The sequence below is a fragment of the Microbispora sp. NPDC088329 genome (assembly GCF_040685655.1).
In the GTDB taxonomy this organism is placed as follows: domain Bacteria; phylum Actinomycetota; class Actinomycetes; order Streptosporangiales; family Streptosporangiaceae; genus Microbispora.
The window spans coordinates 173,868-199,082 of the sequence record NZ_JBFBIP010000003.1 but is presented as its reverse complement, the minus strand read 5'-3'; the positions used below and the strand labels follow the sequence as shown (position 1 = coordinate 199,082).

26 protein-coding genes are annotated in these 25,215 nt (G+C 72.7%); 16 read left to right on the top strand and 10 right to left on the bottom strand.

Going from position 1 to position 25,215, the window contains the following annotated elements; all coding sequences use genetic code 11:
* The first annotated feature begins 31 nt into the window (after nucleotides 1-31).
* On the top strand, nucleotides 32-172 hold the full coding sequence (locus AB0O28_RS08145) for a hypothetical protein (RefSeq protein WP_363637615.1): 141 nt from the start codon (nucleotides 32-34) through the stop codon (nucleotides 170-172).
* Here AB0O28_RS08145 and AB0O28_RS08140 read toward each other — a convergent pair.
* Nucleotides 157-777, bottom strand: a complete 621-nt coding sequence (locus AB0O28_RS08140) for a YigZ family protein (RefSeq protein WP_363637613.1) — start codon at nucleotides 775-777, stop codon at nucleotides 157-159. The two genes, AB0O28_RS08145 and AB0O28_RS08140, sit on opposite strands and share 16 nt — an antisense overlap.
* A gap of 61 nt (nucleotides 778-838) precedes the next feature.
* Nucleotides 839-3,697: a BTAD domain-containing putative transcriptional regulator gene (locus AB0O28_RS08135; RefSeq protein ID WP_363637611.1), complete on the bottom strand. Its 2,859-nt coding sequence runs from the start codon at nucleotides 3,695-3,697 to the stop codon at nucleotides 839-841.
* Between the two features lie 369 nt (nucleotides 3,698-4,066).
* Between AB0O28_RS08135 and AB0O28_RS08130 the strand changes: the two genes are divergently transcribed.
* The 9 genes from AB0O28_RS08130 to AB0O28_RS08090 are packed head-to-tail and all read left to right on the top strand — an operon-like array spanning nucleotide 4,067 to nucleotide 14,001.
* Nucleotides 4,067-5,506, top strand: a complete 1,440-nt coding sequence (locus tag AB0O28_RS08130) for an aminotransferase class III-fold pyridoxal phosphate-dependent enzyme (protein WP_363637609.1) — start codon at nucleotides 4,067-4,069, stop codon at nucleotides 5,504-5,506.
* Nucleotides 5,488-6,525: an NAD-dependent epimerase/dehydratase family protein gene (locus tag AB0O28_RS08125; protein WP_363637607.1), complete on the top strand. Its 1,038-nt coding sequence runs from the start codon at nucleotides 5,488-5,490 to the stop codon at nucleotides 6,523-6,525. Before AB0O28_RS08130 ends, AB0O28_RS08125 begins: the two co-directional genes overlap by 19 nt.
* A 19-nt stretch (nucleotides 6,526-6,544) precedes the next feature.
* Entirely contained in the window at nucleotides 6,545-7,507 is a 963-nt protein-coding gene (locus AB0O28_RS08120; RefSeq protein ID WP_363637605.1) for a UbiA prenyltransferase family protein, read from the top strand.
* A gap of 24 nt (nucleotides 7,508-7,531) precedes the next feature.
* On the top strand, nucleotides 7,532-8,560 hold the full coding sequence (locus tag AB0O28_RS08115; RefSeq protein WP_363637603.1) for a glycosyltransferase family A protein: 1,029 nt from the start codon (nucleotides 7,532-7,534) through the stop codon (nucleotides 8,558-8,560).
* Between the two features lie 15 nt (nucleotides 8,561-8,575).
* Nucleotides 8,576-9,643, top strand: coding sequence for a glycosyltransferase (locus tag AB0O28_RS08110; protein WP_363637601.1), 1,068 nt, complete (start codon nucleotides 8,576-8,578; stop codon nucleotides 9,641-9,643).
* The gene (locus tag AB0O28_RS08105) at nucleotides 9,640-10,623 is read left to right on the top strand and encodes a hypothetical protein (RefSeq protein ID WP_363637599.1); all 984 of its coding nucleotides are present in this window, start codon (nucleotides 9,640-9,642) and stop codon (nucleotides 10,621-10,623) included. Before AB0O28_RS08110 ends, AB0O28_RS08105 begins: the two co-directional genes overlap by 4 nt.
* Nucleotides 10,620-11,816: an endonuclease/exonuclease/phosphatase family protein gene (locus AB0O28_RS08100; RefSeq protein ID WP_363637597.1), complete on the top strand. Its 1,197-nt coding sequence runs from the start codon at nucleotides 10,620-10,622 to the stop codon at nucleotides 11,814-11,816. Before AB0O28_RS08105 ends, AB0O28_RS08100 begins: the two co-directional genes overlap by 4 nt.
* Before the next feature lie 34 nt (nucleotides 11,817-11,850).
* Nucleotides 11,851-12,882 carry a glycosyltransferase gene (locus tag AB0O28_RS08095; protein WP_363637595.1) on the top strand — a complete coding sequence of 344 codons (1,032 nt, stop codon included), beginning with the start codon at nucleotides 11,851-11,853 and terminating at the stop codon, nucleotides 12,880-12,882.
* Between the two features lie 6 nt (nucleotides 12,883-12,888).
* Nucleotides 12,889-14,001: an endonuclease/exonuclease/phosphatase family protein gene (locus AB0O28_RS08090; RefSeq protein ID WP_363637593.1), complete on the top strand. Its 1,113-nt coding sequence runs from the start codon at nucleotides 12,889-12,891 to the stop codon at nucleotides 13,999-14,001.
* A gap of 46 nt (nucleotides 14,002-14,047) precedes the next feature.
* Here AB0O28_RS08090 and AB0O28_RS08085 read toward each other — a convergent pair whose 3' ends face one another.
* The 3 genes from AB0O28_RS08085 to menB form a co-directional block, all read right to left on the bottom strand.
* Nucleotides 14,048-14,686, bottom strand: coding sequence for a DedA family protein (locus tag AB0O28_RS08085; RefSeq protein WP_363637591.1), 639 nt, complete (start codon nucleotides 14,684-14,686; stop codon nucleotides 14,048-14,050).
* 126 nt (nucleotides 14,687-14,812) lie between these two features.
* Complete coding sequence (gene menD / locus AB0O28_RS08080) at nucleotides 14,813-16,462, bottom strand: 2-succinyl-5-enolpyruvyl-6-hydroxy-3-cyclohexene-1-carboxylic-acid synthase (RefSeq protein ID WP_363637589.1); 1,650 nt, start codon at nucleotides 16,460-16,462, stop codon at nucleotides 14,813-14,815.
* A gap of 133 nt (nucleotides 16,463-16,595) precedes the next feature.
* Entirely contained in the window at nucleotides 16,596-17,426 is an 831-nt protein-coding gene (gene menB, locus AB0O28_RS08075) for a 1,4-dihydroxy-2-naphthoyl-CoA synthase (RefSeq protein ID WP_363637587.1), read from the bottom strand.
* Nucleotides 17,427-17,552: 126 nt separating this feature from the next.
* Between menB and AB0O28_RS08070 the strand changes: the two genes are divergently transcribed.
* The 3 genes from AB0O28_RS08070 (at nucleotide 17,553) to AB0O28_RS08060 (ending at nucleotide 20,707) form a co-directional block, all read left to right on the top strand.
* Nucleotides 17,553-18,695: an AMP-binding protein gene (locus AB0O28_RS08070; RefSeq protein WP_363637585.1), complete on the top strand. Its 1,143-nt coding sequence runs from the start codon at nucleotides 17,553-17,555 to the stop codon at nucleotides 18,693-18,695.
* Nucleotides 18,696-18,754: 59 nt separating this feature from the next.
* Nucleotides 18,755-19,138, top strand: a complete 384-nt coding sequence (locus AB0O28_RS08065; protein ID WP_363637583.1) for a hypothetical protein — start codon at nucleotides 18,755-18,757, stop codon at nucleotides 19,136-19,138.
* Nucleotides 19,139-19,306: 168 nt separating this feature from the next.
* Nucleotides 19,307-20,707, top strand: coding sequence for an RNA polymerase sigma factor (locus AB0O28_RS08060; RefSeq protein WP_363637581.1), 1,401 nt, complete (start codon nucleotides 19,307-19,309; stop codon nucleotides 20,705-20,707).
* 115 nt (nucleotides 20,708-20,822) lie between these two features.
* Here the strand turns inward: AB0O28_RS08060 and AB0O28_RS08055 are convergent, their stop codons facing one another.
* The 3 genes from AB0O28_RS08055 to AB0O28_RS08045 form a co-directional block, all read right to left on the bottom strand.
* Entirely contained in the window at nucleotides 20,823-21,122 is a 300-nt protein-coding gene (locus tag AB0O28_RS08055) for a hypothetical protein (RefSeq protein ID WP_363637579.1), read from the bottom strand.
* Nucleotides 21,089-21,526, bottom strand: a complete 438-nt coding sequence (locus AB0O28_RS08050; RefSeq protein WP_363637577.1) for a hypothetical protein — start codon at nucleotides 21,524-21,526, stop codon at nucleotides 21,089-21,091. The genes AB0O28_RS08055 and AB0O28_RS08050 overlap by 34 nt, the downstream gene beginning before the upstream one ends.
* Nucleotides 21,527-21,772: 246 nt before the next feature.
* Nucleotides 21,773-22,225: a hypothetical protein gene (locus AB0O28_RS08045; RefSeq protein WP_363637575.1), complete on the bottom strand. Its 453-nt coding sequence runs from the start codon at nucleotides 22,223-22,225 to the stop codon at nucleotides 21,773-21,775.
* Nucleotides 22,226-22,347: 122 nt separating this feature from the next.
* Here AB0O28_RS08045 and AB0O28_RS08040 point away from each other — a divergent pair, with 122 nt between their 5' ends.
* On the top strand, nucleotides 22,348-22,914 hold the full coding sequence (locus tag AB0O28_RS08040; protein WP_363637573.1) for a TetR/AcrR family transcriptional regulator C-terminal domain-containing protein: 567 nt from the start codon (nucleotides 22,348-22,350) through the stop codon (nucleotides 22,912-22,914).
* A 358-nt stretch (nucleotides 22,915-23,272) separates the two neighbouring features.
* On the top strand, nucleotides 23,273-23,473 hold the full coding sequence (locus AB0O28_RS08035; RefSeq protein WP_169952435.1) for a DUF5999 family protein: 201 nt from the start codon (nucleotides 23,273-23,275) through the stop codon (nucleotides 23,471-23,473).
* Here the strand turns inward: AB0O28_RS08035 and AB0O28_RS08030 are convergent.
* A complete protein-coding gene (locus AB0O28_RS08030; protein ID WP_363637571.1) occupies nucleotides 23,470-24,072 on the bottom strand; it encodes an alpha/beta family hydrolase in 603 nt (200 codons plus the stop codon). The genes AB0O28_RS08035 and AB0O28_RS08030 overlap by 4 nt on opposite strands.
* Before the next feature lie 57 nt (nucleotides 24,073-24,129).
* Here AB0O28_RS08030 and AB0O28_RS08025 point away from each other — a divergent pair, with 57 nt between their 5' ends.
* A complete protein-coding gene (locus AB0O28_RS08025) occupies nucleotides 24,130-24,573 on the top strand; it encodes a hypothetical protein (protein WP_363637569.1) in 444 nt (147 codons plus the stop codon).
* A gap of 78 nt (nucleotides 24,574-24,651) precedes the next feature.
* Here AB0O28_RS08025 and AB0O28_RS08020 read toward each other — a convergent pair whose 3' ends face one another.
* Nucleotides 24,652-25,203, bottom strand: a complete 552-nt coding sequence (locus AB0O28_RS08020) for a hypothetical protein (RefSeq protein WP_363637567.1) — start codon at nucleotides 25,201-25,203, stop codon at nucleotides 24,652-24,654.
* Nucleotides 25,204-25,215: the final 12 nt, after the last annotated feature.

Genomic DNA, 25,215 nt, shown 5'->3' with positions numbered 1-25,215 from the left:
GCGCCGCAATCCCACGACCGCGGATGACACAGTGACCGGCTTCCCCGCCGGCATCAGGCTCGTCGGGCTCGGACCGGTCCTGCGGGAGTGGACGGCTGAGGACCTGCCCGTGATGGTGGAGCTGTTCGGCGACCTGCCCGCGACGTCCTGGCCGGCTCAGCGGGCGAGGTGAACCGTGCCGCCGAGCGCGGTCTCGGCCCGCCCGGCGGTGACCGCCGCGATCCACTCCTCGAAGACGGGCAGCCGGTCCTCGGCCACCGCCACCTCGAAGGCGACCCGCGCGCCGTAATCCACGCCGCGCAGCGCGTACGGCGACGCGCGCAGGTCGCTTTCCAGCCTTCCGGCCTGCGCGTGGCCGACCGACACGGTCACGACCGACGCGGGGACCATCTCGACCACCTCCGCCCGGTCGAGCGTCTCCCCCACCGCGCCGCCGTACGCGCGGGCGAGCCCGCCCGCGCCCAGCAGCACCCCGCCGAAGTACCGGGTGACGACGGCGGCCACGTCCGCGAAGCCGCGCCGGGTGAGCATCTCCAGCATCGGCGTGCCGGCCGTGCCGCCCGGCTCACCGTCGTCGTCCGCCCGGCGCACGCCTTCGCCGATGACGTACGCCGAGCAGTTGTGGGTCGCGTCGGCGTAGAGCCGCCTGCGCTCGGCGACGAACTCCCGCGCGTTCTGCTCCGACGCCGCCGGAGCGAGCGCGCAGATGAAGCGTGAACGGCGGATCTCGATTTCGTGCTCGACGATGTCCCTGATCGTCCGGTACGGCGCTGCCACGTGGTCAGTCTAGAGAGTGACGCCCTTTACCAAGTAAAACCACCGGCGGAACGCGGCGGCCTCAGAGCTTCCGCAGCTGGGCGCGGATCTCCTGCACGCTCGTCTCCTCCGCTTCGGGCACGCCGAGGTCGGTGAGGATCGCCAGCGCGCGCCGCCAGTGCTCGCGGGCCTCGTCTTGGCGGCCGAGGCTGCGACAGGCCCGGCCCAGGCCGTGCAGCGCGCGGGCCTGGTCGGCGCGGTGGCCGAGCGCACGGGCGATGGGCAGGGCGACCTGGTGGAACGCGAGGGCCCGTTCGGCCTGACCGGCGCCCTGGTACACCCGCCCGAGCCCGTGCAGGCCCTCGAACTGCGCGTTGCGGTCGCCGATCCGGAGGGCGATCTGCAGGGCGCGCCGGAACCGGTCCGCCGCCGAGGCGTGCCGGCCCAGCATCAGGTGAACCTCACCGAGACCGCACAGAGCGTTCAACTCGCCGTCGCGATAGCCGGCGGAACGGGCGATCCGCAGCGAGTGCTCCAGATATCGGGCCGCCGCCCCCGTCTTCCCCTGCGCCCGGCACACGTGGCCGAGTCCGCACAGGGCGTTGAGTTCGCCGACGGGATCGCCGGCGGCACGGGCGATCTCCAGGACCCGCCCGAAGTGCCCGGCCGCCTGGGTGAACTGGCCCAGCATCAAATGGAGGTCGGCGACGCCGCACAATGCGGCGACCCGGGTGTCTCCGGCCGGGTGCGGCACGTCCCCGTGCGTGGTGCGGGCGCAGGTGTGGTGCGCGCCGGTGTGGAGATGGCGGTGAAGCGCCGCCGACAGGCGCAGGGCGTGCCCCGGCCGGCCGTGACAGGCGGCGTACACGGCCGTCGCGAGCAGATTCGTCAGCTCCGTCTCCAGCCACCGCGCGGCATGCGCCCGGTCGCGGGTGTCCGGCGCGGTGGCCGCCCGGCGCCCGCGTCCGTGGTCGCCGGGCGGACGAGGGCAGGCCGGCGGATCGGCCCGCGGATGGGGCCGGGGGTGGGTCCGCGGATGGGCGGTGTCCACCGCGTCGGAGGCGGTGTCGGCGTAGTGGTCGAACAACCTGGTCAGCGCCGCGTCGCGGTCGGCGTCGGTGTCCTCGTCCGCCAGGGCGGCCGTGGCGTGCACGCGCAGGAGATCGTGGAAGCGGTATCGGCCGGGTACGGGCTCCTGCAGCAGATGGGCGTCGACCAGGTCGTCGATCAGCCGCCCGGCGTGCCGGGGCGTGGTCCCCGCGAGGGCGGCGGCCGCGTGCCGCTCGAAGTCGGGGCCGGGGTGCAGGCCGAGCAGCCGGTACATGTCCTGCCGCCCCCGGCCGAGGTGCCGGTACGACAGGTCCATCGCCGCCGTGACGCTGAGCCTGCCGACTTCGAGCTCCCCCAGGCGGTGCTGGTGGTCGCGCAGGCGTTCGGCCAGATGCGCCGGCGTCCAGCCGGAGCGCATCCGCAGGCGTGCGGCCGCGATGCGGATCGCCAGGGGCAGCCGGCCGCACAGCTCGACGATCTCCGCGGGCAGTTCGGGCGGCTGGCCGGCGAGGCGCTCCGGGCCCGCCGAGCGGGTGAAGAGCGTGACCGCGTCGTCCTGGGGGAGGACGTCGAGCGACAGCGGCCGGACGTCCTCCAGCCCGGCCAGCCGCCTGCGGCTGGTGATGAGGACCATGCAGGTGGGCGTGCCGGGCAGCAGGGATCTGACCTGGGCCTCCCCCGCCGCGTTGTCCAGCAGCACCAGCAGGTGTTTGCCGGCGAGGCGGGTGCGGTAGAGCGCCGCGCGGGCGTCGAGGTCCGGGGGGATCTGCTCGCCGGGCACACCGAGCGCGCACAGCATCTGGTCGAGGGCCTCGGCCGGGTCGACCGGCGACACTCCGTGGGTGAATCCGTGCAGGTCGACGAAGAGCTGCCCGTCGGCGAACGTGTCGGCCAGCCGGTGCGCGGCATGAACGGCGAGCGCGGTCTTGCCGACCCCGGCCATGCCGTCGATCACACTGATGACGGGAGCGGCGGGGCCGCCGGGCGGACGGGCCAGGGCACGCAGGCACGTCAGCTCCGCCGTCCTGCCGGTGAAGCTGACGATGTCCCTGGGCAGCTGGTGCGGCATGCCCGGGTCGCGGAGCCGCGCTCCGGCCGGTGCGGCCGCGCCCGCGCCGGCCAGATCCTCGTGACCGGTCAGAATCTGGCGGTGCAGCCGCCGCAGAGGCGGACTGGGCTCGACGCCGAGCTCCCGCACCAGCCGCAGGCGAAGCTCGCGGTAGGCCGCCAGGGCCTCCGCCTGCCGCCCCGACCGGTACAGCGCGAGCATCCACTGGGCGTGCAGCCGCTCCCGCAGCGGGTGCTCGATCACCATCGCCCCCAGCTCGGCCAGAAGGTCCCGGTGGTGGCCGAGGGCGAGCTGCGACTCGATCCAGGTCTCCTGCGCCGCGATCCTGCGTTCCTCGATGCGGATGAGGTCCGCCTCCATCCCGGGGTCGAGCGGCACGTCCTCGAACGGCCGGCCCCGCCAGAGCGCGAGCGCCCGGCGCAGCCGATCGCCGGCGAGGACCGGCAGCCCGTCGCTGAGCGCCTGCCGCCCCTGATCGGCCAGCTCCTGGAAGACCAGCAGATCGAGGTCGGCGGGCGAGACGGACAGCTGGTATCCGCCGGGAACCGTGGACAGCAGTGGCGGCTCCCCACCCTGCTGCCCGTCTCGGTCGGCGAGTCCCAGCACCTGGCGGAGCGCGGACACATAGGTGCGCAGCGCGACGACCGCGGTACGCGGGGGCCGCTGCGGCCACAACGCCTCCAGCAGCCGATCGATGGTGACGGGACGGTTGACGTTCAGGAGGAGAACGGCCAGGAGAGTGCGTTGCTTGGCGGCACCGAGACGGATGAGCCGATGGGCGCCGGAGCGGACCTCAAGTGCGCCCAGGACACGAAACCGCATGTCCCGGCCATATCACATATTTACCTCATATCAATATAAGCACGTAGATTCCTATTTGATTCGCCACAAACCAGGGGTTACTGACTGGCTTTTTCCGGCCCTTCCCCGGCGGACACCGGCTTTCCCCGACTTTCCCACCGAGACGCCTTTTCTCGGATCTCGAGACGCGCATCAAAGCTCGGCAACCGCCCCGGGGCTCTCTCATGTCAAGTTCCGCCTTTACCCGTCCTTGACGCGGCCCTTGCACTGTTGATCTCGCGCCCGGAACGGCATGGAACACCGCTTCGGCAACGACGGCGCGAAAACGGCCCGGATCGGGACGAGCGCCCGTGACAGGAAGCATCCGAGGACACGGAAGGGAGAACGCGCGTGTCCGGACTGATCAGTCTCGACGATTGTGAACGGCTCGGCGCGGAACAGGTACGCGACCTTTACCGCAGGCACGTGAGCCGGAGCCAGGTGTCGCTCATGACGTCCTTCGGTTTCGGCCGCGAGCTCGTCGAGCGCGCGGAGGGGGCGTGGATCTGGACCCGCGACGGCCGGCGGATCCTCGATTTCACCGGAGGGGTGGGGGTGCTGAACCACGGTCACAACCACCCGCGCATCCTCGCGGCCCGCCGGCGTTTCCAGGACGCACGGAGAATGGAGGTGCACAAAACCTACTTTTCGCCATACGTCGCCGCGCTCGGCCACAATCTCGCCGCGCTCCTGCCGGGCGACCTCACCATGTCGTTCCTGCCGAATTCCGGCGCGGAGGCCGTCGAGGGAGCGGTCAAGCTCGCCTACAAATATCACGGCGGGCGCAGGCAGCGGATTCTGCGCGCCGACATCGCCTTCCACGGCAAACTCCTGGGCTCGGGCAGCCTCACCGGGGGCGGTGACCGCTTCCGCTTCCCCGAAATCCCCGGAGTGGTGTCGTTCCCGTACGGCGACCTCGACGCGGTGGCCGCCGCGGTCGCCGCGGCGCGGACCACGCGCGGCGGCTGCGACGTCTACGCGATCATCGTCGAGCCGTTCAGCGCCTCGACGATGCGCAGCTGCTCGGAGGATTTCCTGCGCGGCCTGCGCGAGCTGTGCGACGCGGAGGACATCGTGCTGATCTTCGATGAGATCTACACGGGCTGGGGGAAGACCGGCAGCCTCTTCTACTTCATGCGCTACCCGGGGCTCGTCCCCGACGTGGTCACCACCTCGAAGTCGTTCGGCGGCGGCAAGTCCTCCATCTCGGCGTACGTCGCCAGGGAGCGGGTGTTCCGCAAGGCCTACGACAACCTCACCGACTCGCTGCTGCACAGCACGAGCACCACCTACTACGGCTTCGGGGAGGAGACCGCCACCGCCATCGAGGCGGTCAACATCGTCGTCGAGGACGACTACCCGCGGCGGGCACGGGAGATCGAGCGCGTGCTCGCGCCCGGACTCGAACGCGTCCGTAAGGCGCACCCCGACACGGTGGCCGAGGTGCGCGGAGCCGGCGCCCTGTACGGCGTGTTCCTGCGGGGCGGGCCGAAGATCCTCGACCTCGCCGCCAGGATCGCTCCCGTCGGACTCGTGCGCGACCCCAACTTCCGCGTCAAGCTCATCACCTGCTCGGTCGTCGACGCGCTCTACCGCGACCACGGCGTCTACACCTACTACACGCTGAACGGCGACAACCCGCTGGTCGCGGCGCCCCCGCTCGTCGCCGGGCCCGAGGAGGCCGACTACTTCCTCGACGCGCTGGAGGCGACCCTCGCGCAGGGGCTGCCCCGTCTGCTCACCAGGTTCGTACGGGAGAAGGTGGCGCCGCGATGGCCGTCCGAGTCGTAGTCACGGGTGCCTCCGGCATGCTCGGCGGCAATCTGGTCCGGCATCTCGCCGAGCGGGGACGCCCGGTGCTGGGCGTGGATCTGCGTCCCGGAACCGATCCCCATCCCCTCGCGCGGTACGCGACCGGCGACGTCCGCGACACGGCGCTGATGACCGGCCTGGTCGCGGACGCCGGCGCCGTGGTGCACTGCGCGTCGGCGCTGCCGAGTTACCCCGACGAGGAGATCCGCGACGTCATCGTCGGCGGCACCGGCAGCGTGCTGACGGCCGCCGCGCGGGCGGGGGTGCCACGCGTGGTGCACGTCTCCTCCACCGCGGTGTACGGCCTGCCCACGCGCGTGCCCACGCCCGAGGATCACCCCCGCGAACCGGTCGACGCCTACGGGCGGGCCAAGGCCGCCGCCGAGGAGATCGCGGAGAAGTTCCGGGCCGAGGGCATGTGCGTGCCGGTCCTGCGCCCCAAGACGTTCCTCGGGCCCGGGCGGATGGGCCTGTTCGCGATGCTCTTCGAATGGGCGCAGGAGGGCCGCGACTTCCCCATCCTGGGCCCCGGCGACGCCCGCATCCAGATGCTCGCGATCGAGGACCTGCTCGACGCCGTCACCCTGGCGCTCGACGCCCCGGCCGGCGTGGCGAACGACACCTACAACATCGCCGCCGCCGAGTTCGCCACCCTGCGGGAGGACTTCCAGGCGGTGCTCGACGCCGCCGGGCACGGCGGACGGGTCCGCTCGCTGCCTGCCAGGCCCGCCCTGGCCGTCCTGCGGCTCCTCGGGAGGGCCGGGGTCTCGCCGGTCTACGACCGCCTGCTGTACAAGCTGCTCGCCGACTCCTACGTGAGCATCGACAAGGCGCGTGAGCGGCTGGGCTTCGCCCCGCGGATGTCCAACCGCGACGCCATCCTGAGCGCCTACGACTCGTGGCGGCGGCATCCGCGGCCGCCGGCGGGCGCCGCCGGACGGACCAGCAGGGACGCCTGGCGGCAGGGTGCGCTCTCGCTGGCGAAGGTCTTCTTCTGATCCCCCGCTGGAGGAGCGCATGCGTGTCATCGAGTCGACCGGCAGGCTCCCCGGTGACTCCGGGGAGCCGCCCGCCCGCGCGCGGCCGGTCGCGGATCTCCTCGCCCTCGTCCGTCCGGCGCACGCCGCCAAAACCCTCCTGGTCGTGCCGGTGGTCCTCGCCGACGCGCCCGCCTGGACCCTGGACACCCTGGCCGGTCTGGCCTGGGCCGTCGGCGCGTTCATCCTCGCCGGTGCCTGCGTCTACATCGGCAACGACGTCGCCGACCGGCACCGCGACCGTTTTCATCCCGTCAAGCGGCACCGGCCCGTGGCCGCGGGCCGCGTCTCGGTCCGCACCGCCGGTCTCTGCTGCGTGGTGCTGCTCGCCCTGCTCGCGATGGTCGTCTCTACGGGGCCGGGCAGGCCCTACTGGCCCGTTCTGACCTACCTGGGACTGAACGTCGCCTACAGCCGTGTGCTCAAGCACATCCCGCTGATCGACGTCGGCACCATCGCGCTGGGCTTCGCGCTGCGCGTCCTGCAGGGCTACCTCGCCGTCGGGGCGCGCGTCGCCGAATGGCTGCTGGTCGCGGTGTTCTCGATGGCGCTGCTGCTCGCCATCGGCAAGCGCCGCCAGGAGCTGCTCGGCACCGGGGCCGCGCACCGGCCCGCGCTGCGCGGTTACACGGTGCAACTGGCCGATCAGCTCCTGTTGCTCACGTGCGTGCTCGCCACCGTCACGGGCCTCATGCACCTGCGAACCGACGCGCTTTTGGAGCCCTACGGGCAGACGGCGATGCTGCTGTGCACACCGCCGGCGCTGTTCGTCTTGTTCCGCTACCTGCAGGTCGTGCTGGTGGACGGCGGAGGCGGCGACCCCGTCCGTGAGCTTCTGGCCGACCGCGGCATCGCCGTCGCGGGGCTGGCACTGGCGGTCGTCCTCGGCGTGACGATCCTCCTCACCCGTTACCCGGTGCTCGCCACCGCGATCCCCCATTGAGACCAACCGTGAGAGGCGACCGACGTGTCCCGACTGTCTCCCCTCGTGTCGATCATCGTCCCGGCGCACAACGCGGCCAAGACACTGCGGGCCTGCCTGGCGTCGGCGCTGGCGCAGACCTACCCCGCCATCGAGGTCGTCGTGGTCGACGACGCCAGCACCGACGGCACCCACGCCATCGCCGGCGAGTTCCGGTGCGCGCTGGTGCGCCAGCCGTACAACATGGGCGTGTCGGCGGCGCGCAACGCCGGCGTGGCGGCGAGCCGCGGCGAGATCCTGTTCTTCCTCGACTCCGACGTCGCCCTGGAACCCGACGCGGTGGCCAACGCCGTGGCGTTGCTGCTCGACGACCCGGGGTGCGGCTGCGTCTACGGGGTCTACGCCAAGGAACCCCTCGTCGACGACGGCCCCGTTGAGATCTACCGCACGCTGCGGCTGCACCACGCCCTGGTCAGGGGGGCGGGCCCCACGGCGACCGCGATCTTCGCACTCGCCGCCGTGCCCCGGGCGGTGTTCGACGAGGCGGGACCGTTCGACGAGCGCCTGCGCAGCGCCGAGGACGACGAATACAGCGAGCGGCTGCTGACACGCCGTCACATCCACCTCAGCCCCGATGTGGTGGGCCGCCACGACGAGGCCGACCGGCTCCTGCCGATGCTCGCCGAGCAGTATCGGCGCTCGCGTTATCTGCGCTTTTCCGCCCGCAACCGGATGCGGCCGGGCGCCCTGCGGATCAACCGGATGCCCGGTCTGCTCGCCACGGCCCTCACCCTGGCCGCCGTCCCCGTCGCACTCGCCTGGCGGCCGGCGCTCCCGCTGCCGGGCGCGTTCCTCGCCCTGTTCGCGGTCTGCGACCCGCCGCTGTCCCGCTTCGTGCTCCGTGAGAAGGGCGCGGCCTTCCTGGCGTACTTCACCGCGGTGCACTTCCTGACGCACGCCGCGCAGCTCTGCGGAGCCGTGGACGGGCTGGTGCGCGCCACGCTCGACCCCTCCTTCGGGCCGTCGTACCGCACGGCCCCGCTCCACCGCGCCGACTCCTCGAAAGGCTGGTGAACCGTGCACTCCCCTATGCACTCCCCCACGCCGGACTCCCCTGCGCCCGACTCCTCAGCGCCGGACTCCCAGAAGCCGCTGGTCTCGGTCGTCATCCCCAACTACAACTACGGGGATGTGCTCGAGCTGTGCCTGAGGTCCGTCCTGGAGCAGACGTACTCCCCCATCGAGATCATCCTCGTGGACGACTGCAGCACCGATCACTCCGTGCGGGTCGCCCGGTCATTGGGCGTGCCGGTGCTCAGCACGCCGCGCAACAGCGGTGTGTGCGCCGCGCGCAACCTCGGCGTCTCCCATGCCCGGGGGGAGGTGCTGTTCTTCCTCGACTCCGACGTCGCGCTGGCTCCCGACGCCGTCGCGCGGGCCGTGGACATCCTCGGGTCCGATCCCCGGATCGGCGCCGTCTCCGGCAACTACGAGCCGATCCCCCTGCGGCGCGACAGCCTCGTCAAGGAATACCGCATCCTCTACCGGCACTACTGGTACCGCGTCGCCGAGGGCCCGATCACCGGCTTCCTGCCGGTCGCCATCATCGCCATCCCCGCGGCCGTGTGGGCCGAGGTGGGCCCGTGGACGAACGAGTTCGTCCAGTCGGAGGGCACCGACCTGGGTGAACGGCTGACCAGCCGATGGACCGTGCTGCTCACCTCCGCCGTGCGCGGCCGCCACGACGACGACGCCACGGTGCGCGTCGCGCTGTGGAAGGTGTTCACCCGGACCCGGATGCACGTGCCGTTCTTCCTGCAGCGCAGGTACGCCGCCGGGGTGGTGGGCTCGCCGGAGGCGGCCGCCAGCCTGGCCGCCGCGCTGACGGTCGCGGCCCTGCCCGCGCCGCTGCTGGGCGGCGCCGCCTGGGCCGCCGTGCCGGCCCTGCTGCTGGCCACCTGGCTGGCGATCGACCGGCGGTTGTACCGGTTCGTGTTCTCCACCCGGTCTCCGGCGTTCGGGCTGTTCTTCGTGGCCATGCACTTCCTCGTCAACCTCACCATCGCGGCGGGCGCGGGCGTCGGGATCCTGCAGTGGCTCACCTCGCGCTCGTTCCGCCGCATGTACGCCTCCCCGTCGCGCAGGGCGGCGACGTGACCGGGGACCACACGGCCCGCGGGAGGGTGTTCGCCGCGCTGCGCGCGGCGGCCTGCCTGCTCGTGCTGGCCTTCCTCGGCTACCAGCTCTGGCGGGTGCGCCACGGGCTGGGGACGAGCCTGGCCCGCGTGGGGTGGGGAGCCTGCGTGCTCGCGACGGCGCTCGCGATCGTGGGCGGAGTGCCCGGTTTCTTCGGCTGGCGGATGCTGCTGGCAGGGCTGGGCACCCGCCTGCCCCTGCCGGCCGCCGTGCGGGTGTTCTTCCTCGCGGGGCTCACCCGCTACCTGCCGGGCGGGGTGTGGCCGGCCGTGGCGCACGCCGCCATGGCCAGGCCGCTCGGCGAGCCCCCCGCCCGGCTGGCCGGAGCCTTCCTGGCCGGGCAGGGCCTCGGGGTGATCGCGGGGCTCGGGGTCGGGCTGGTGGCCCTGCCCCGGCTGGTGACGACCGGGCCGCTGTGGTGGGGCCTGGTGCCGCTGCTGGCCGCCGCCCTCGTGCCGCTCGCCGCGCCGCGGCTGCTGACCACGCTCCTCGGCGTCGCCCAGCGGGTGCTGCGCCGGGGCGGGCGGGCGCCCGTCCTGCCGGGACGCCGGACGCTGCTCGCGGTGACCGGGCTGATGGCGGCCGGCTGGCTGATCAGCGGCCTGCACGTCGCGGTGCTCGCGATCGCGCTCGGCGCGCCCCCCGCCGGGGCGCTCACCATCGGCATCGGCGGCTTCGCGCTGTCCACGGTCGCCGGCATCTTCACCGTGATCATGCCGTCCGGGCTGGGCGCGCGCGAGGCCGTGCTGGGTCTCACCATCGCCACCCTGCTGACCGGCCCCGATCTGGTCACCCTGGTCGCCCTCAGCCGGGTGCTGATCACCGCGGGTGATCTGATGTCCACCGCCGTCGTGCTGGGGGCGCTCACCTGGGCGGCCCGGCGGCGCGGGCTCTCGTCCCCCGTCACCGGCAAGCGTCCGGAAGGAGCCTCGCTGTCATGACCGGGCATCCGCCGGTGGTCCTCGCCGTGGCCGGCTGGCCGAGCGGGATGGTCTGGTGGCTCCTGCTGCCGCTGGGCTGCGCCGCGCCGGTCGTCGTGCTCGGAGCGGCGGCCGTGCTCGTGCTCCGGCGCACCGGGCTGTCCCGCGGGGAACGGGTGCTGGCCGGTCTGTGCGTGGCGGCCCTCCTGCTGGCCGTCCTGCGCGCGCTGCTCAGCGGGCGCACCTGGATCTGGGTGATCCCCGACCTCATGGTGCCGCCCCTGCTGCTGGCGCTCGTCCCCGCGGCGCTGCTCGCGGTCACGGCCGCCCTGGCGCCGTGGGTCCGCCTGTCATCCGCGGGACGGTGGTGGAGCCTGCTGCCCGCCGCGGCGGCACTGGCCCTCGGCCTGGGACAGGCCGGGCTGCACCTGCCGGGACGTGCGGGCGCCGACGGGCCCGCCCCGCGCGACGCGCTGCGCGTCGTCTCCTGGGACGCGCTGTGCTGGGACGAGGGCGACGACACCGCCGGCTTCTTCCGCTACCTGCGAAGGTGGCGGGCCGACGTCTACCTCCTGCAGGAGCACGCCGGATGCGCCCCCGGCGCGCTCGTGCCGCTGAAGGACGACGACCGGCTGCGACGCGAGTTCCCCGGCTACGGGTTCGCCACCGCCGACGGGCTGCTGACGATCTCCCGTCATCCGATCACCCGTGCGGTTCCGATCGGTTGGACGTCCAACCCGGCGGCCGGGAACTGGAACCGGGCGGCGCTGCGGACCGACCTGGACGTCGGCGGGCGCGTCCTGTCGGTCTACAACGTGCACCTCTACGACATGCTCTATCTCGACTTCGGTCCGTTCTCGCCGCGGTTCTACCGGACCGTGCGGACGCTCGACACGGCCAGGCGCAGCCAGCTCGACCGGCTCGCCGCGGACCTGCGCGGAAACTCCGGTCCGCTGCTCGCCTCCGGCGACTTCAACATGCTGCCCGGCACCGGGTTCGCCCGGCTGATGAGCGGCTGGAAGGACGCGAGCCGGGCCGGAGCGTCGCCCTATCCCGCCACGATGGCCTTCGCCGGCCTGCGGCTGTGGCGGATGGACTGGACCTTCACCTCGCCGGGGCTGCTCGTGCACCGCTACGACCTGCGCTCCCCCGAGGGCATGTCGAGCCACCAGCTCCAGGACATGGTCGTCTCCCTCCCCCGATCCGGCACCTGATCCCCAACCCGCCCGAATCCCACCCGAGGTCACCATGCGATCGGATCGCCCCCTGGTCACCGTCATCATCCCCAACTACAACGGCGCACGATTCCTCCCGCTGACGCTCAAGGCCGTGCGGGAGCAGACGTACGCGCCGCTGGAAATCCTCATGGTGGACGACCACAGCACCGACGACTCGGTGCGCATCGCCCGCTCGGCGGGCGTACCCGTGATCCGCACCGGCGCCAACGGCGGCGCCGCCGTCGCCCGGAACACGGGCGCGCGCCGGGCGAACGGCGAGATCCTGTTCTTCGTCGACTCCGACGTCTCCCTCGCCCCCGACGCGGTCGCCACCGCCGTGGCGATCCTGGAGTCCGACCCGGGGATCGGGGCGGCCTGCGGAATCGAGGACCCCGACCCCCTCATCCGTTCGAGCAGGGTGGAGGACTACCGTGCGTTGCAGCACCACTACTGGTCCGTCGCCTCCGAGGGCGAGGTCTCCTTCCTGTGGTCGGCGATGTTCGCCATCCGCGCCGCCGTCTTCGCCGAGACCGGCCCGTTCAACCCCCGGCTGAGGTACACAGAGGAGGTCGACTACGGGCATCGGCTGGGCCGGCGATATCGCATCCTCATCACCTCGGCCGTGCACGGCCGCATGGGCCACGACAGGGAGCTGATGACGCTGCTGCGCAAGCTGTTCCACCGCGGCCGGGCCCGCGTGCCCCTCTACGCCGCCAGGCGCAGCCTGGCACGCGGCTACGAGACCGCGGCCCGGGGATGGGGCGCGGTGTCGGCCGCACTCGCCGTCGTCACGCTGCCGCTCGTGATCCCGTACGGTCTCGCGGCGGCCGTCGTGCCCGCGCTCCTGTTCGGCGTGTCGCTCGCCTGCGACGCGGGCATGTACCGGTTCGTCCTCGCCCGGCGGTGCCCGCTGTTCTTCCTGTTCTTCGTGGCGGTGCACTTCCTGGTGAACCTCGTCATCGTCGGCGGACTGGCGGCCGGCGCGGCGCAGTGGCTGCTGTCGGGACGGTTCCGGGCGCTGTACGAGACGCCCGCCCCCGCCGCCTCCCGGGCCGGGGGGTGAGCGCGGGTGAGCACGCTGTCGGACCGGCTCGCCCCCGGCAGGCGGGACGCCGTACGCCGGGGAGGGAAACGGCGGGGCCGTCTCGTCGCCGCCGCCGCGACGGCCTGGCTGGTCTTCGTCGTCCTGCACCTGCTGCTGTCCGGCCGGTTCTGGCTGTGGCTGGTGCCCGATCTGGTGCCGCCGCTGGTCTACCTCGCCGTCCCGCTCCTGCTGGTGGCGGCCCTCCCGCTGACCCGCGGCCGGGCCCGGCTCTGGTGCGCGGGAGCCACGGCCGTCGCCTTCGCCCTGGGGGCGGGGCAGAGCGGGCTCGACCCCGCCGCGTTGCGAGCCGGCGGCGAGCCGCCCCCGCCGGGGTCGATCCGCCTGGTGTCGTGGAACACCGAGTACTGGGACCAGGACGACGATCCGGAACGGTTCTACGGACTGTTGAAGGCGCGGAACGCGGACGTGTACGTCCTTCAGGAGTATCTCAACTGGGTGGACGGCACTCCCCGGAGGGTCGACGAGCAGGCGAGGCTCCGCCGCGAGTTCCCCGGCTATCACATCGCCGTCCAGGGCGAGCTGGTGACGCTGTCCCGCTTCCCGATCGTGAGCACGGTCCCGGTGGGGCCGGCCCGCTCCCTCGGGCCACGGCCGCCGTGGGACTCCGCGTTCGCTCTGGGCAAGGTCCTGCGGACCGACCTGCGGATCGGCCCTTCGATCGTCTCGCTGTACAACGTGCACATCCCGACCCAGTACATGCTGGACGAGAATCCGTTCGCCTCACGGTTCTACACCGCGTTGCGCGGCCGGGCCGCCGCCAGGCAGGCGCAGTTCCGCGGGCTGGAGGAGGACCTCGCCGGCAACCACCGTCCCGTCGTGGTCGCGGGCGACTTCAACAGCACCGGTGCGATGGGCGAGATGCGCGGGCTCTTCGACCGGTTGTCGAGCGCCGACCGTGCCGGCGACTCCCTCATGCCCACCTCGTGGCCCGCGGACGGTCCTGCCCTGTGGCGGCTCGACTGGATCTTCACCGCGTCCTTGGCCGTCCACGACTATCGCCTTCTCGACCCTCGGGGCATGTCCGACCACCGGATGCAGGAGACGCGTCTGTCGGTGAAGGGGGGCGGCGGGGCGTGACCGGTACGGACGGCCAGCGGCCTTTACGAAGTAAGGAAACCGCGTTCTACGCGGCGGTGACCTTCTCGGCCTCCTGCTCCTCGTCCGCCGCCTTGGTGGCCTTGCGCTTGAGCCACACCGTGGTGCCCAGGCCGAACAGGAGAGCGATCACCAGCCCCACCCAGGAGAAGCCCTTCAGCCACTTGTCGGCCACCATGCCCAGGTAGTAGATCGCGGCCGTGGTCCCGCCGGCCCACGCCACGCCGCCGAGGACGTTGGCGACGAGGAAGCGCCAGTACGGCATGTGCAGCGCCCCGGCCAGCGGCCCGGCGAGAATGCGCAGCAAGGCGATGAAGCGGCCGAAGAACACCGCCCACATCCCGTGGCGGTTGAACATCTGCTCCGCCCTGGCGATGTGCGCCGGACCGAAGTGTTTGGGAAAACGCCGCCCCAGCCGGTCGAACAGCGGCCGCCCGCCCTTGCGGCCGATCAGGTAGCCGATGGAGTCCCCCAGGATCGCGCCGCCGCTCGCGCAGAGCCCGACGATCACCGGGTCCACGACCCCTCTGGCCGACAGCAGGGCGGCGCTCACCAGCACGATCTCACCCGGGAGCGGGATGCCCAGGCTCTCCAGCCCGATGACGGCGCCCACGAGCACGTAGACCCAGACGGATGGGATGGTCTGCAGCCACTCGTCGACGTGCATCTCACTCCTCAACGTGGAAACAGCACCCATTCTGCCGTCGCCGCGTGGGTGCGGCATCCGCCGGAAGGACCATGGCGGGTCCGCCGCGGGGACGACGGGCCTGCCCCGCCTCCCACCGGGAGAGGATCAGTCGCGCATCGCCGCGCGTATGGCGTCGCGCATCGCGGCGTGGACGGCCGCGTTGCCCCCCCGGTCGGTGCGCGCCTCCACGATCCGCAGGCCGTCCCCCTTGATCGCCCTGGACAGCTCCTCCGGATCCTCGAGCAGCGTGTACGGCAGGCCGCTCGCGGCGGCCAGGTAGCCGAAGTCCACCCCGTGAGGGGTGCCGAAGACCCGTTCGAACGGGTCCTCAAGCGCGGCCTGCGGCAGCAGCGAGAAGATCCCGCCGCCGTCGTTGTTCACCACCACCAGGCACAGATCGGGCCGGGGCTCACGCGGGCCGATGATGAGGCCGTTCTGGTCGTGCAGCAGCGTGAGGTCGCCGATCAGCGCGTACGCCGGGCCGTTGTGGGCGAGCGCGGCCCCGACGGCGGTGGAGACCAGGCCGTCGATGCCCGAGGCGCCCCGGTTGGCCATCAGCCGCAGTCCCCGCCGGGGGCGCATGGCCTGGTCGAGGTCGCGAATCGGCATGGACGACCCGCAGAACAGCAGCGAGCCGTTGGGCAGCACCTCGGCGAGGTCCCTGGCCAGCCGCGGCTCGGTCAGCCCGGAGGAGTCGAGCACGGCGTCGATCGCGTCGCGGGCCACGTGGTCGGCGTGCCGCCAGGCGCGCAGCCAGGCGTCCCCGCCGGCCGCGATGGGGATCTCCACGGCCTGGGCCACCTGGGTCGCCGAGCGGGTCGGGTCGGGCCACCGGGTCAGGTCGGAGGCCACCACGATGTGCTCCTCGGCCCGGCGCAGCCACGACAGCAGCGGGCGCGAAAGACCGGGGCGGCCGAGGGTGACCACCACGTCGGGCCGATGGGCGTCGGCCCACTCCTGGTCGCCCAGCAGGAAGTGGTAGGTCGAGATCGCGTGGTCGCCGTACCGGCCGCCGCCGTTCGGCTCGGACAGCACGGGCCAGCCCGCCATGCCCGCGGCGGCGACGTATCGCCGCACGTTGGCGGCGCCATCGCCGACGACCAGCACCCCGCGCCGGGTCGGCGGGATGTGCAGGGCGGCGGAGGGCGGCGCGACCCGCGCCCGGAACCACGCGCCGGAGGCGTCGCCGTCCAGCGGCTCGCACCAGCTCGCGTCGCCGTCGGGGATCAGCGGCTCGCGGAAGGCCACGTTGAGGTGGACGGGCCCGGGATCCGGGGGCCCGGCGGCGCGCTGGCAGGCCCGGCACACCAGGGACCGCCAGTAGGCCACCTGGCCCGGCCGCTCCTCCGGCACGCCGACTTCCGCGAACCAGCGCACGGCCGAGCCGTACAGCTTGACCTGGTCGATCGTCTGGTTGGCGCCGGTGCCGCGCAGCTCGGGCGGCCGGTCGGCGGTCAGCAGGAGCAGCGGCACCCCCGACTCCGACGCCTCGATCACGGCGGGGTGGAAGTTCGCCGCCGCCGTGCCGGAGGTGCAGATGAGGGCCACCGGCCGCTCGGACCGCTTGGCCAGGCCCAGCGCGAGGTAGGAGGCCGATCGCTCGTCGACGCGCACGTGCAGCCGCACCCGCGTATCGGCGTGCGCGGCGAGCGCCAGCGGCGCGGACCGGGAACCCGGGGCGAGCACCACGTCGGTGACCCCGCAGCGCACCAGTTCGTCGATCAGCACGGTCGAGAGGGCGGTCGCCGGGTTCACCGTCGCGCCTCCCGAACGCCCAGATTCAGAACGCCCAGACCGGCCCGGTTCCTGTCCACCCGCCCGTCTCCTCCCGTTCCAGCAGCCGCAAGCGTACGGCAAAACGGAGAGGCCGCCGTCATCACGCGGCCTTCTACGGGCGGCGGGGGAACTTCGAGAAGTCCGGCTTGCGCTTCTCCTTGAACGCGTCGCGGCCCTCCTGGGCCTCCTCGCTCATGTAGTAGATGAGCGTCGCGTCGCCGGCGAACTGCTGCATGCCTGCCGCGCCGTCGGTCACCGCGTTGAGCGCGCCCTTCAGCATGCGCAGCGCGAGGGGCGACTTCTCCAGCAGCTCGCGGGCCCACTGGACGGTCTCCTCCTCCAGGCGCTCCAGCGGCACGACCGCGTTGACCAGACCCCACTGGAGCGCGGTCTGGGCGTCGTACTGGCGGCACAGGTACCAGATCTCACGGGCCCGCTTCAGGCCCACGGTCTCGGCGAGCAGCCAGGAGCCGTAGCCGCCGTCGAACGAGCCCACCTTGGGGCCGGTCTGGCCGAACCTCGCGTTGTCGGCGGCGATCGTGAGGTCGCAGCACACGTGCAGCACGTGGCCGCCGCCGATGGCGTAGCCCGCCACCATCGCGATGACCGGCTTGGGGCAGCGCCGGATCTGCACCTGCAGGTCCAGGACGTTGAGCCGGCCGATGCCGTGGGTCTTGTCGTCCACGTAGCCGTCGTCGCCGCGGATCTTCTGGTCGCCGCCGGAGCAGAACGCCTTGTCGCCGGCGCCGGTGAAGATGATCACGCCGACCTCGGTGTCCTCCTGGGCCCGGTTGAAGGCGTCCCGGAGCTCGAACAAGGTGGTGGGGCGGAAGGCGTTGTGCCGCTCGGGGCGGTTGATCGTGATCTTCGCCATCCCCTCCGCGGTCTCGTAGATGATGTCCTCGTACTCGCCCGACCGCTTCCAGTCGACCCCGCTCGTCACACCCGCTCCTTCGTCAACACCAACCAGGCGCCGTCACCTGCCGGGCGGCCGCCTGCGGCCATCGCAGCCGGGACTAACCTTACGACCGTGCTCAGCCATCCCGGACACCGCCCAGGACAGCGACCCGTGCACGCTCTCGTCCTGCCTCCGGGGCCCGCTTTGTCCGAGGCCGTACGGCAGGCCCTGACCGGCGACGGGCCCACCGTGCTGCCGCTGTCCCCGGACCTGCCGCGGCCCTCGCTGGAGGCGACGCTCGCCGCGTTGCGCCCCACCCACGTCGTCACCGCCGACGGTGTGCGGCGCGAGCCGGACGGCCTGCCATCGGACGCCGCGCTGATCATCGCGACCTCCGGCTCCACCGGCGCCCCCAAGGGTGTGGAGCTGACGGCCGAGGCGCTGCTCGCCTCGGCCCGCGCCTCCCTCGCCCGGCTCAGGGCGGGTGAAGGCGACCGCTGGCTGTGCTGCCTGCCGCCGTCGCACATCTCGGGCGCGCAGGTGCTCGTGCGGTCGCTGCTGTGCGGCACCGAGCCGATCGTCCACACGCGCTTCTCCCCCGCCGCGGTCGCCGCGAGCGGGGCCGACCACGTGTCGCTGGTCCCCACCCAGCTGCGGCGGATGCTGGACGCGGGGGCGGACGTCGCGGCCTTCGGCACGATCCTGCTCGGCGGGGCGGCCGCTCCCGCAGGCCTGCTCGCCGAGGCCCGCGCGGCGGGGGCCCGGATCGTCACCACGTACGGCATGAGCGAGACGAGCGGCGGGTGCGTGTACGACGGCGTTCCGCTGGACGGCGTCGACGTCAAGATCGGCGGCGACGGGCGGGTGCGCATCTCGGGCCCCGTGTTGTTCTCGGGCTACCGCCTGCGCGAGGAGCGGCCCTTCGACGGCGGCTGGTTCGTCACCTCCGACCTCGGCTCGTTGGAGGACGGGCGGCTCACCGTGCTCGGCCGGGCCGACGACGTGATCAACACCGGCGGCCGTAAAGTCGTGGCCGGCGTGGTCGCCGAGGTCCTTTCCGGGCACCCGGCCGTACGCGACGTCGTGGTGGTGGGCAGGCCCGACCCCGAGTGGGGGGAGATCGTGGTCGCCGTCGTCGTCCCCGGGGACGCCGGCGAGGTCACGCTCGACCGGCTGCGGGCTTTCGCCAAGGAGCGGCTGCCCGCCTACGCCGCACCACGCGCCGTCGAGCTGGTGTCCCGAATCCCGCTCCTGCCGAACGGCAAACCGGATATGGTCGCACTCAAGAACCCAGAACCGAAGAACCGGAACTGACGAACGGGAACCGCGGATGACCGTCGTGCGTCCATGAGAGCGGGGGAAGGGAACGTCCTATGCAGCCGATCCGCCTCACGCCGGCCCACAAGATGATGGCCTCCGCCGTGCTCGTCGGCGTCGTCATCGTGGGTGGAGCGTCGGTCACCGCCGCCGCCTTCGCCGGCCGTCTGGACGACGTCGCGAAGGTGGGCGACGCCCCCGCCGCCAAGTTCGGCCCCGCGACGGGCCGCCACGGAGGATCGGTCGAGGTCTCCCCCGACGATTCCGGCCGCGACGGCCTCACCGGGCCGCGGTCCACGCCTGAGGTCGACCCCGACGTGGTGTTCAAGGAGTTCGCGGACGACCCTGACGGGGTCGCCGGCTACTGGACGCCCGAGCGCATCCGGGGCGCGAGCCCCATGCCGATGCCCGAGGTCACCGTCTCCATCATCCCCGACTGACCCGGTCCTCCCGCGCGAGCCGAACACCCTCCCCCGCGGGGTGAGGGAACAAACCAGGCGTGAGAGCGTTATTGATACTGGTGCGCTGAGCCGCCGGACGCCGCGCCCCGATCGCAAGCATTCGAAACTTCGAACCTTCCATGAACTCCGCAAGGAGGAGGTGTCCTCATGCCCCGGACCGCCGTGGCGGCCTCGCCCGAGCGCGAGGTGACCCCGACGACGCTCGACCTGCTACTGGAGCGAGGCCGCGCACAGGGTCGCCTTTCGCTGTCGGAGCTGCGCGAGGCCTTCGCGAAGGCCGGTGTCGGCCCCGCCGAGGGCCGCTCGATCCTGCGCGAGCTCACCGAGGCGGGCGTGAACCTGGCCACCGACAACCGCACGGACAACGGCACCGGCACCGGTGCGGAGGACGCGCCGGGCGGCACCACCCCCGCCGGCACGCAGAAGGACAAGGCTCCGGCCAGGAAGTCCCGCCGGGCCGCCCAGGCCGAGGCGCAGGCCGCCAAGAAGGCGCAGCCCGCCAAGCCCAGGAGCGCCGCGAAGAAGACGGCCAAGGCCGACGACGAGGAGCCGTACGACGAGGAGCTCCAGGCCGACGAGCCCGAGGCGGAGGAGAGCGAGACGCTCGACCTCGACGACACCTCCTCGGTCATGGGCGACTCGGTGCACACCTACCTGAAGTCCATCGGGCGCCGCACCCTGCTCACCGCCGCTCAGGAGGTGGAGCTGGCCAAGCGCATCGAGGCCGGGCTGTACGCCGAGTACAAGCTGGAGACCGCCGTGGAGAACGGCGAGCGCCTCGCGCCCGGCGTCCGCGAGGATCTCGAGTGGGTCATCGAGGACGGCAGGCGGGCCAAGGACCACATGCTGGAGGCCAACCTCCGCCTGGTCGTGTCGGTGGCCAAGAAGTACACCGACCGCGGCATGGCCCTGCTCGACGTGGTGCAGGAGGGCAACCTCGGCCTGATCCGCGCCGTCGAGAAGTTCGACTACACCAAGGGCTACAAGTTCTCGACGTACGCCATGTGGTGGATCCGGCAGGCCATCCAGCGCGGCTTCGCCGACTCGGCCCGCACGATCCGGCTGCCCGTGCACGTCCTGGAGATGCTGTCGAAGCTGTCGCGCGTCGAGCGCGACATGCACCAGCGCCTCGGCCGGGAGCCCACGCCGGAGGAGCTGGCGGTCGAGCTGGACAAGACCCCGGACCAGATCGAGGAGCTGCTGCGCACGAGCCGGCAGCCGATCAGCCTCGACTCGACCATCGGCGAGGACGGCGAGACCCGCATCGGCGACCTCATCGAGGACGTCGACTCCCCCGAGGCGTCCGAGGTCGTGGACCGGCAGCTGCTGGCCGAGCAGCTCAAGGGCGTGCTGAGCAACCTGTCGCCGCGCGAGGCCAAGATCATGAGCCTGCGCTTCGGCCTGGCCGACGGCAAGCCCCACACGCTGGACGAGATCGGCAAGCACCTGGGCCTGACCCGGGAGCGGATCCGCCAGCTCGAGAAGGAGTCGCTGTCGAAGCTGCGCCACCCGAGCAACACCCGCCCGCTGCTCGACTGGGCCAGCTGAGATTCGAGCCGGCTGAGATTCGGGCCGGCTGACATCAGGGCGAGCTGAAATCACGGCGAGCCCGGTCCTGTCCGTACGGCCCGCGTCCCCGCTTGGGGCGCGGGCCGTACGGCTTTCACGCGATCGGCCGATCGTCCCGCCGACCGCCGCGGAGCCTGCGCAGGAAGGTCCACAGCGACGAACGGCCGGGCCGCCGGTCGCCGTCCGCGGGAATGTCCGGCGGCCGCTGTCCGCCCTCGCCGGGGCCCGCCTCACCACCCACGCCGTGCCCGGGACGCGGCACGAAGCCCTGGCGGACCTCGTACTGCACGGGCAGGGAACGCAGCGCCCGCATGAGGAGAGACGGGCGCCAGGGCAGCTGGTCGGGCGGCAGCGCGAGTTTCAGCGCCGAGAACCGCTCGAGCAGCCGGCGCACGGCGATCGTCGTGATCTGGGTGGCCAGCCGCCGGCTCGGGCATCGGTGCGGGCCCGCGCCCCATGACAGGTGCGCGCGGGTGCTGCGTACGGTGTCGTCGGCTTGGCGGCGAACAGGTAGGAGGGGACGTCCTCTCCGGGCATTCGCCGCTTGGCCGTCACGAGCTCGAGGAAGGTGCGGTGGAGCCGCTGGAAGGCCCCGGCGGAGTCCGGGCCGTCCAGCATGCGCCACAGATCCATCACCATGTCGTCGCCGCGGTCGATGCCGATCCCGAAGAGACGGCCCGCGACCAGCAGCGGCAGCGGCCGCCCGTACTGCGCCGACAGGTCCGCGAGCCCGACCGGCGTGCCCTCCGTGATGACGTCGATGAGATCGTCGCAGTACCGCAGGATGGCACGTTCCATAGCTTGGGCCTGCCGATGAGCGGGGTCCTGGTAGGGGCGCAGCGCCGCGTCCCAGGCCACCCGGCCCCTGCGGTGCGTGTCGCCGTCCTGGAACCCGGTGTTGTCCGCCGCGAGCAGGGTCAGCGGCGGCCGGCCGGCGGGAACCCCGCCCTCGGCGTACGCCCGCCAGTTGGCCGCATGCCGACAGGCCCGCCGGGGCGAGCCCGGCGGGCCTGCGGGGCAGGCCAGCGCGGACCCGCCTCGGAGTCAGTGGCGCGCGGCGGCCAGGCCCTTGCGCACGTCGCGCGGGGTCAGAGCGGCGGCGTCGCCCGTCTTGGAGGCGCGGGGCACCCGGGGAATGCCGCTGAGGCGGTGCGCCTCGCGCAGCGTGCGCAGGCGGTTCACCTCGTCGGTCCACAGCGCGCCGTCGGGCGTCGCCTTCGCCTTGCGCCGGGCGATCCTGCTGTCGTAGGACTTCACGCCGTAGGTGGCGCGCTGCCCCGCCTCGGCGGCGCGCAGGGCCTGGGTCAGCGCGGCGTCGAGGCCCAGAGCCGCCTCACGCAGCTCGGGGAGCGCGGCCCCGGCCGCCTTCGCCTCCTGGAACCGCCGCTGCGCCACCCGGAGCTTCTCCAGCACGTCGCCGAAGTCTTTCCGGATCTCCAGATCCGCGTGGTAGCGGACCTCCGCCTCCCGGCTCACCCGCGGACGGAAAAACGCCATCGTCAGCCCCTTCGGTATCGAACTCGCGTCGCAATCGGTAGCGTACGCGCTTCTCGAAGGGCGCTGTACCGCAGGGTGCACCGCCCTTTACCAAGTAAGGCCAGGTGTGGCAGCATGCTCGCGTGCCTGCCAAGCGACCACCCGTTCCCCTGTCCCGAGAGCGGATCATCGACGCCGCCCTGCACATCGCCGACGGCCAGGGCCTGCGCCGGCTGACCATGCGCCGGCTCGGCGACGCCCTCCAGGTGGAGGCCATGGCCATCTACCATCACCTGCCGCGGGGAAAGGAGGCGCTGATGGACGCTCTTGCCGAGCACGTGACGGCCGTGACGGTCGATCCGGCCGCCGCCACCACCTGGCAGGACAGGGCCCGCGCCTGGGCCCGCGCGAGCCGTGCCGCGCTGCTGGAACACCCGGGCGTGCTGTCGCTGGCCCTGACCAAGCCGCCGAAGGGCTCCGCCCTCATCGCGATCGGCGAGCATACGGAGCAGCTGCGCGAGGCGGGAGCCGGCGACCCGGCCGGGGCGGTCCGGGCGCTGCGGGCCTACGTGTTCGGCAGCGTGGCGGTGGAGGTGCAGCAGTCGGGATGGGCCGACCCCGACGCCGAGGTGCGCGACGCTCGTACCGCCGAGGGTGAGCGCGACTTCGAGCACGGCCTCGACGCGCTGATCGCCGGCCTCGGCGGCTGAGACGCGCGTTCCGGGCCGCCCGGATCCCGTCGCGCAGGAGGCCGGAACCTGTGATCTCCTGGTTATCGGACCGTCGGCGTGTCGAGGTCGGACCGTTGCCCCCAATGGGGCATTCTTGTGTACTAGGTCACATCAGTGTGCGCGAGCCTGCTCGGGGTGCGGCCGGGGCCCCTGCCCGACCGGCGGAAATGCTCCGAACTGACTATGTCGTACGCATGCGGCCAGGCCGCAGACTGGTGGAGTCCAGTGTGGTGTTCGTCATACCGGGGCCCTCGCCGCCTGAACGAGGACGCCGGTGACGGCGCCCCTGGACGACCGGAAGACAAAACGAGCGAACGATAAACACGGAGCCCCGGCGATGTGCCCTCATGAACCGGCCTGTCCCACCGCGGACGCGAAGGACCGAGAAGCCGCCCGCACGATAGCCTGTCACCCCGAGCAGGGCTGGAGCCTGCTCTGCAACGGAGTCGTGCTGTTCGAGGACACCGGCGAGTTGCTGCCCGACGGCGGCGTCATCGCCCCGCACCGCCCCACCGACATGGCCATCAGCGCGGCCTAGCCCTCCACCGGCAAAGGGGGGAACAGCCACCGCGCCACCGCCTCGCCCACCCGGGCGGGGTCCTTCTTGAACTCGTGCCCCTCCCCCGGGAGGACCACGAGACGTGCGGCGTCCTTCTCGTCCGGCACACCGAACGGATCCCGATCTCCGTTGACCACGAGCACGGGGACTCCCGCCTGCCGCAGTTCTTCCGCCCGCGAGCGTTCCGGCTTGCCCGGCGGGTGCAGCGGGAACGCGAGCGCCACCACCGCCTCGGCGCCGGCGGCGCGCGCGGTGCGGCAGGCGACCCGCGCGCCGTTGCTCCGCCCGCCCTGGACGAGCGGCAGGCCCCGGTGGCGCCCGCGGAGTCCGGCGACGATCGACAGCCACGCCTCGTCCTGCTTCACCGCCGAGCCCGGCGCCCGCGCGCCCCGCAGCCGGAACGGCTGCACCACCCGGGCGACCGTCCCCCCGGCGGCCAGCACCGCGTCCCGTACGGCGAGCAGATCGGGGGCGTCAACACCTCCCCCGGACCCGTGGGTCAGGACCAGCAGCAGCCGGGGATCGGCCGCCTCGTCCACCTCGGCCAGGGCGCGGCCGTGCGGGGTCTCGATCTCCATGCCGGTGACGGTAGCGGGTCCGACCGGAGCAGGAGGCGGCGACCCTCCCATCGGAGGATGGCGGATCCCCTCGGAAGCGGCGAGAATGCCATGGTGCCGGACATCGCATCGCAGCAACCGCCCGCGACCGGGCGTCCCGTCCCCCCGCCGCCGGCGGCCTCCTCGACTCGCGAGGACCTGCGCGCCGTCATGGCGGCCCGCCGTGACCTCGGCCCGGAATACGAGGACGCGCTGGTCGACTCGTTCCTCGACAAGCTCGACGTGGAGATCGCCGCGCGGGTACGCAACGAGGTGGCGGCCCAGCTGCACCACCGGCCGCCGGGGCCTCCGGTCAAGCAGAAGGACAGCGCCGTGGGCGTGGTCATGGGGTCGCTGGCCCTGGGCATCCCGCTGACCGGGATCGCGGTGGGGAACGCCGGCCTGCCGGGCCTGTTCCTGTCGTGGGGCGGAATCATCGCCGTCAACTTCGCCTACGCCATCAGCCGCCGCTCCCAGCGCTGAGCCCGGCCTGCGCCGAGATCGTCATGCCCTGAGATCGGCCTGCCTGGGACCGGCCTGCGCTGGGACCGGTCCGCCGGATCAGGCCTCCACGCCCTCCACGACCTCCTCCATGGCGGGACGCACGTCCCGTCCGAGGCGGAGCCGCACCTGCTCGGCCAGCGCCTCGTCGGGGTGATCAAGGCCGTACCGCCACACGGTCTCCGCGTCGGCGTCGCGGCCGCGCAGCGGCAGCGTACGGGCCAGCAGTTCGATCGCGAGCGCGCCGGTGCCGGCGTCGGCCCCCTCCTGACGGCTGTCCTCCACGGCCCCGGCGAACTGCGCGCACGCCATCTCCAGGTGCGCCATGCCGAGCAGCACCCGCAGGCGCGCCGGATCCCCCACGGTGCTCACCGACAGCGCCTCCAGCAGGACGTCGGCGGCCCGCTCGGGCTCGCCGTCCTCCAGCAGCCGCTCGGCCATGCGCTCCACCACGACGGACAGGCCTTCGCCTGCCTCGCCGCGTTCCGGCGCGGCCTCGTCCGCGGCGAGTTCGGCGAAGATCGCGGCAGCGCCGTCGAGGTCGCCGCCTTCGGCGAGCCGGCGCGCGTGGTCGAGCCGGTCGGACCGCCGCCCGGAATCGATGGCCGTCATACAGGGGCCTCG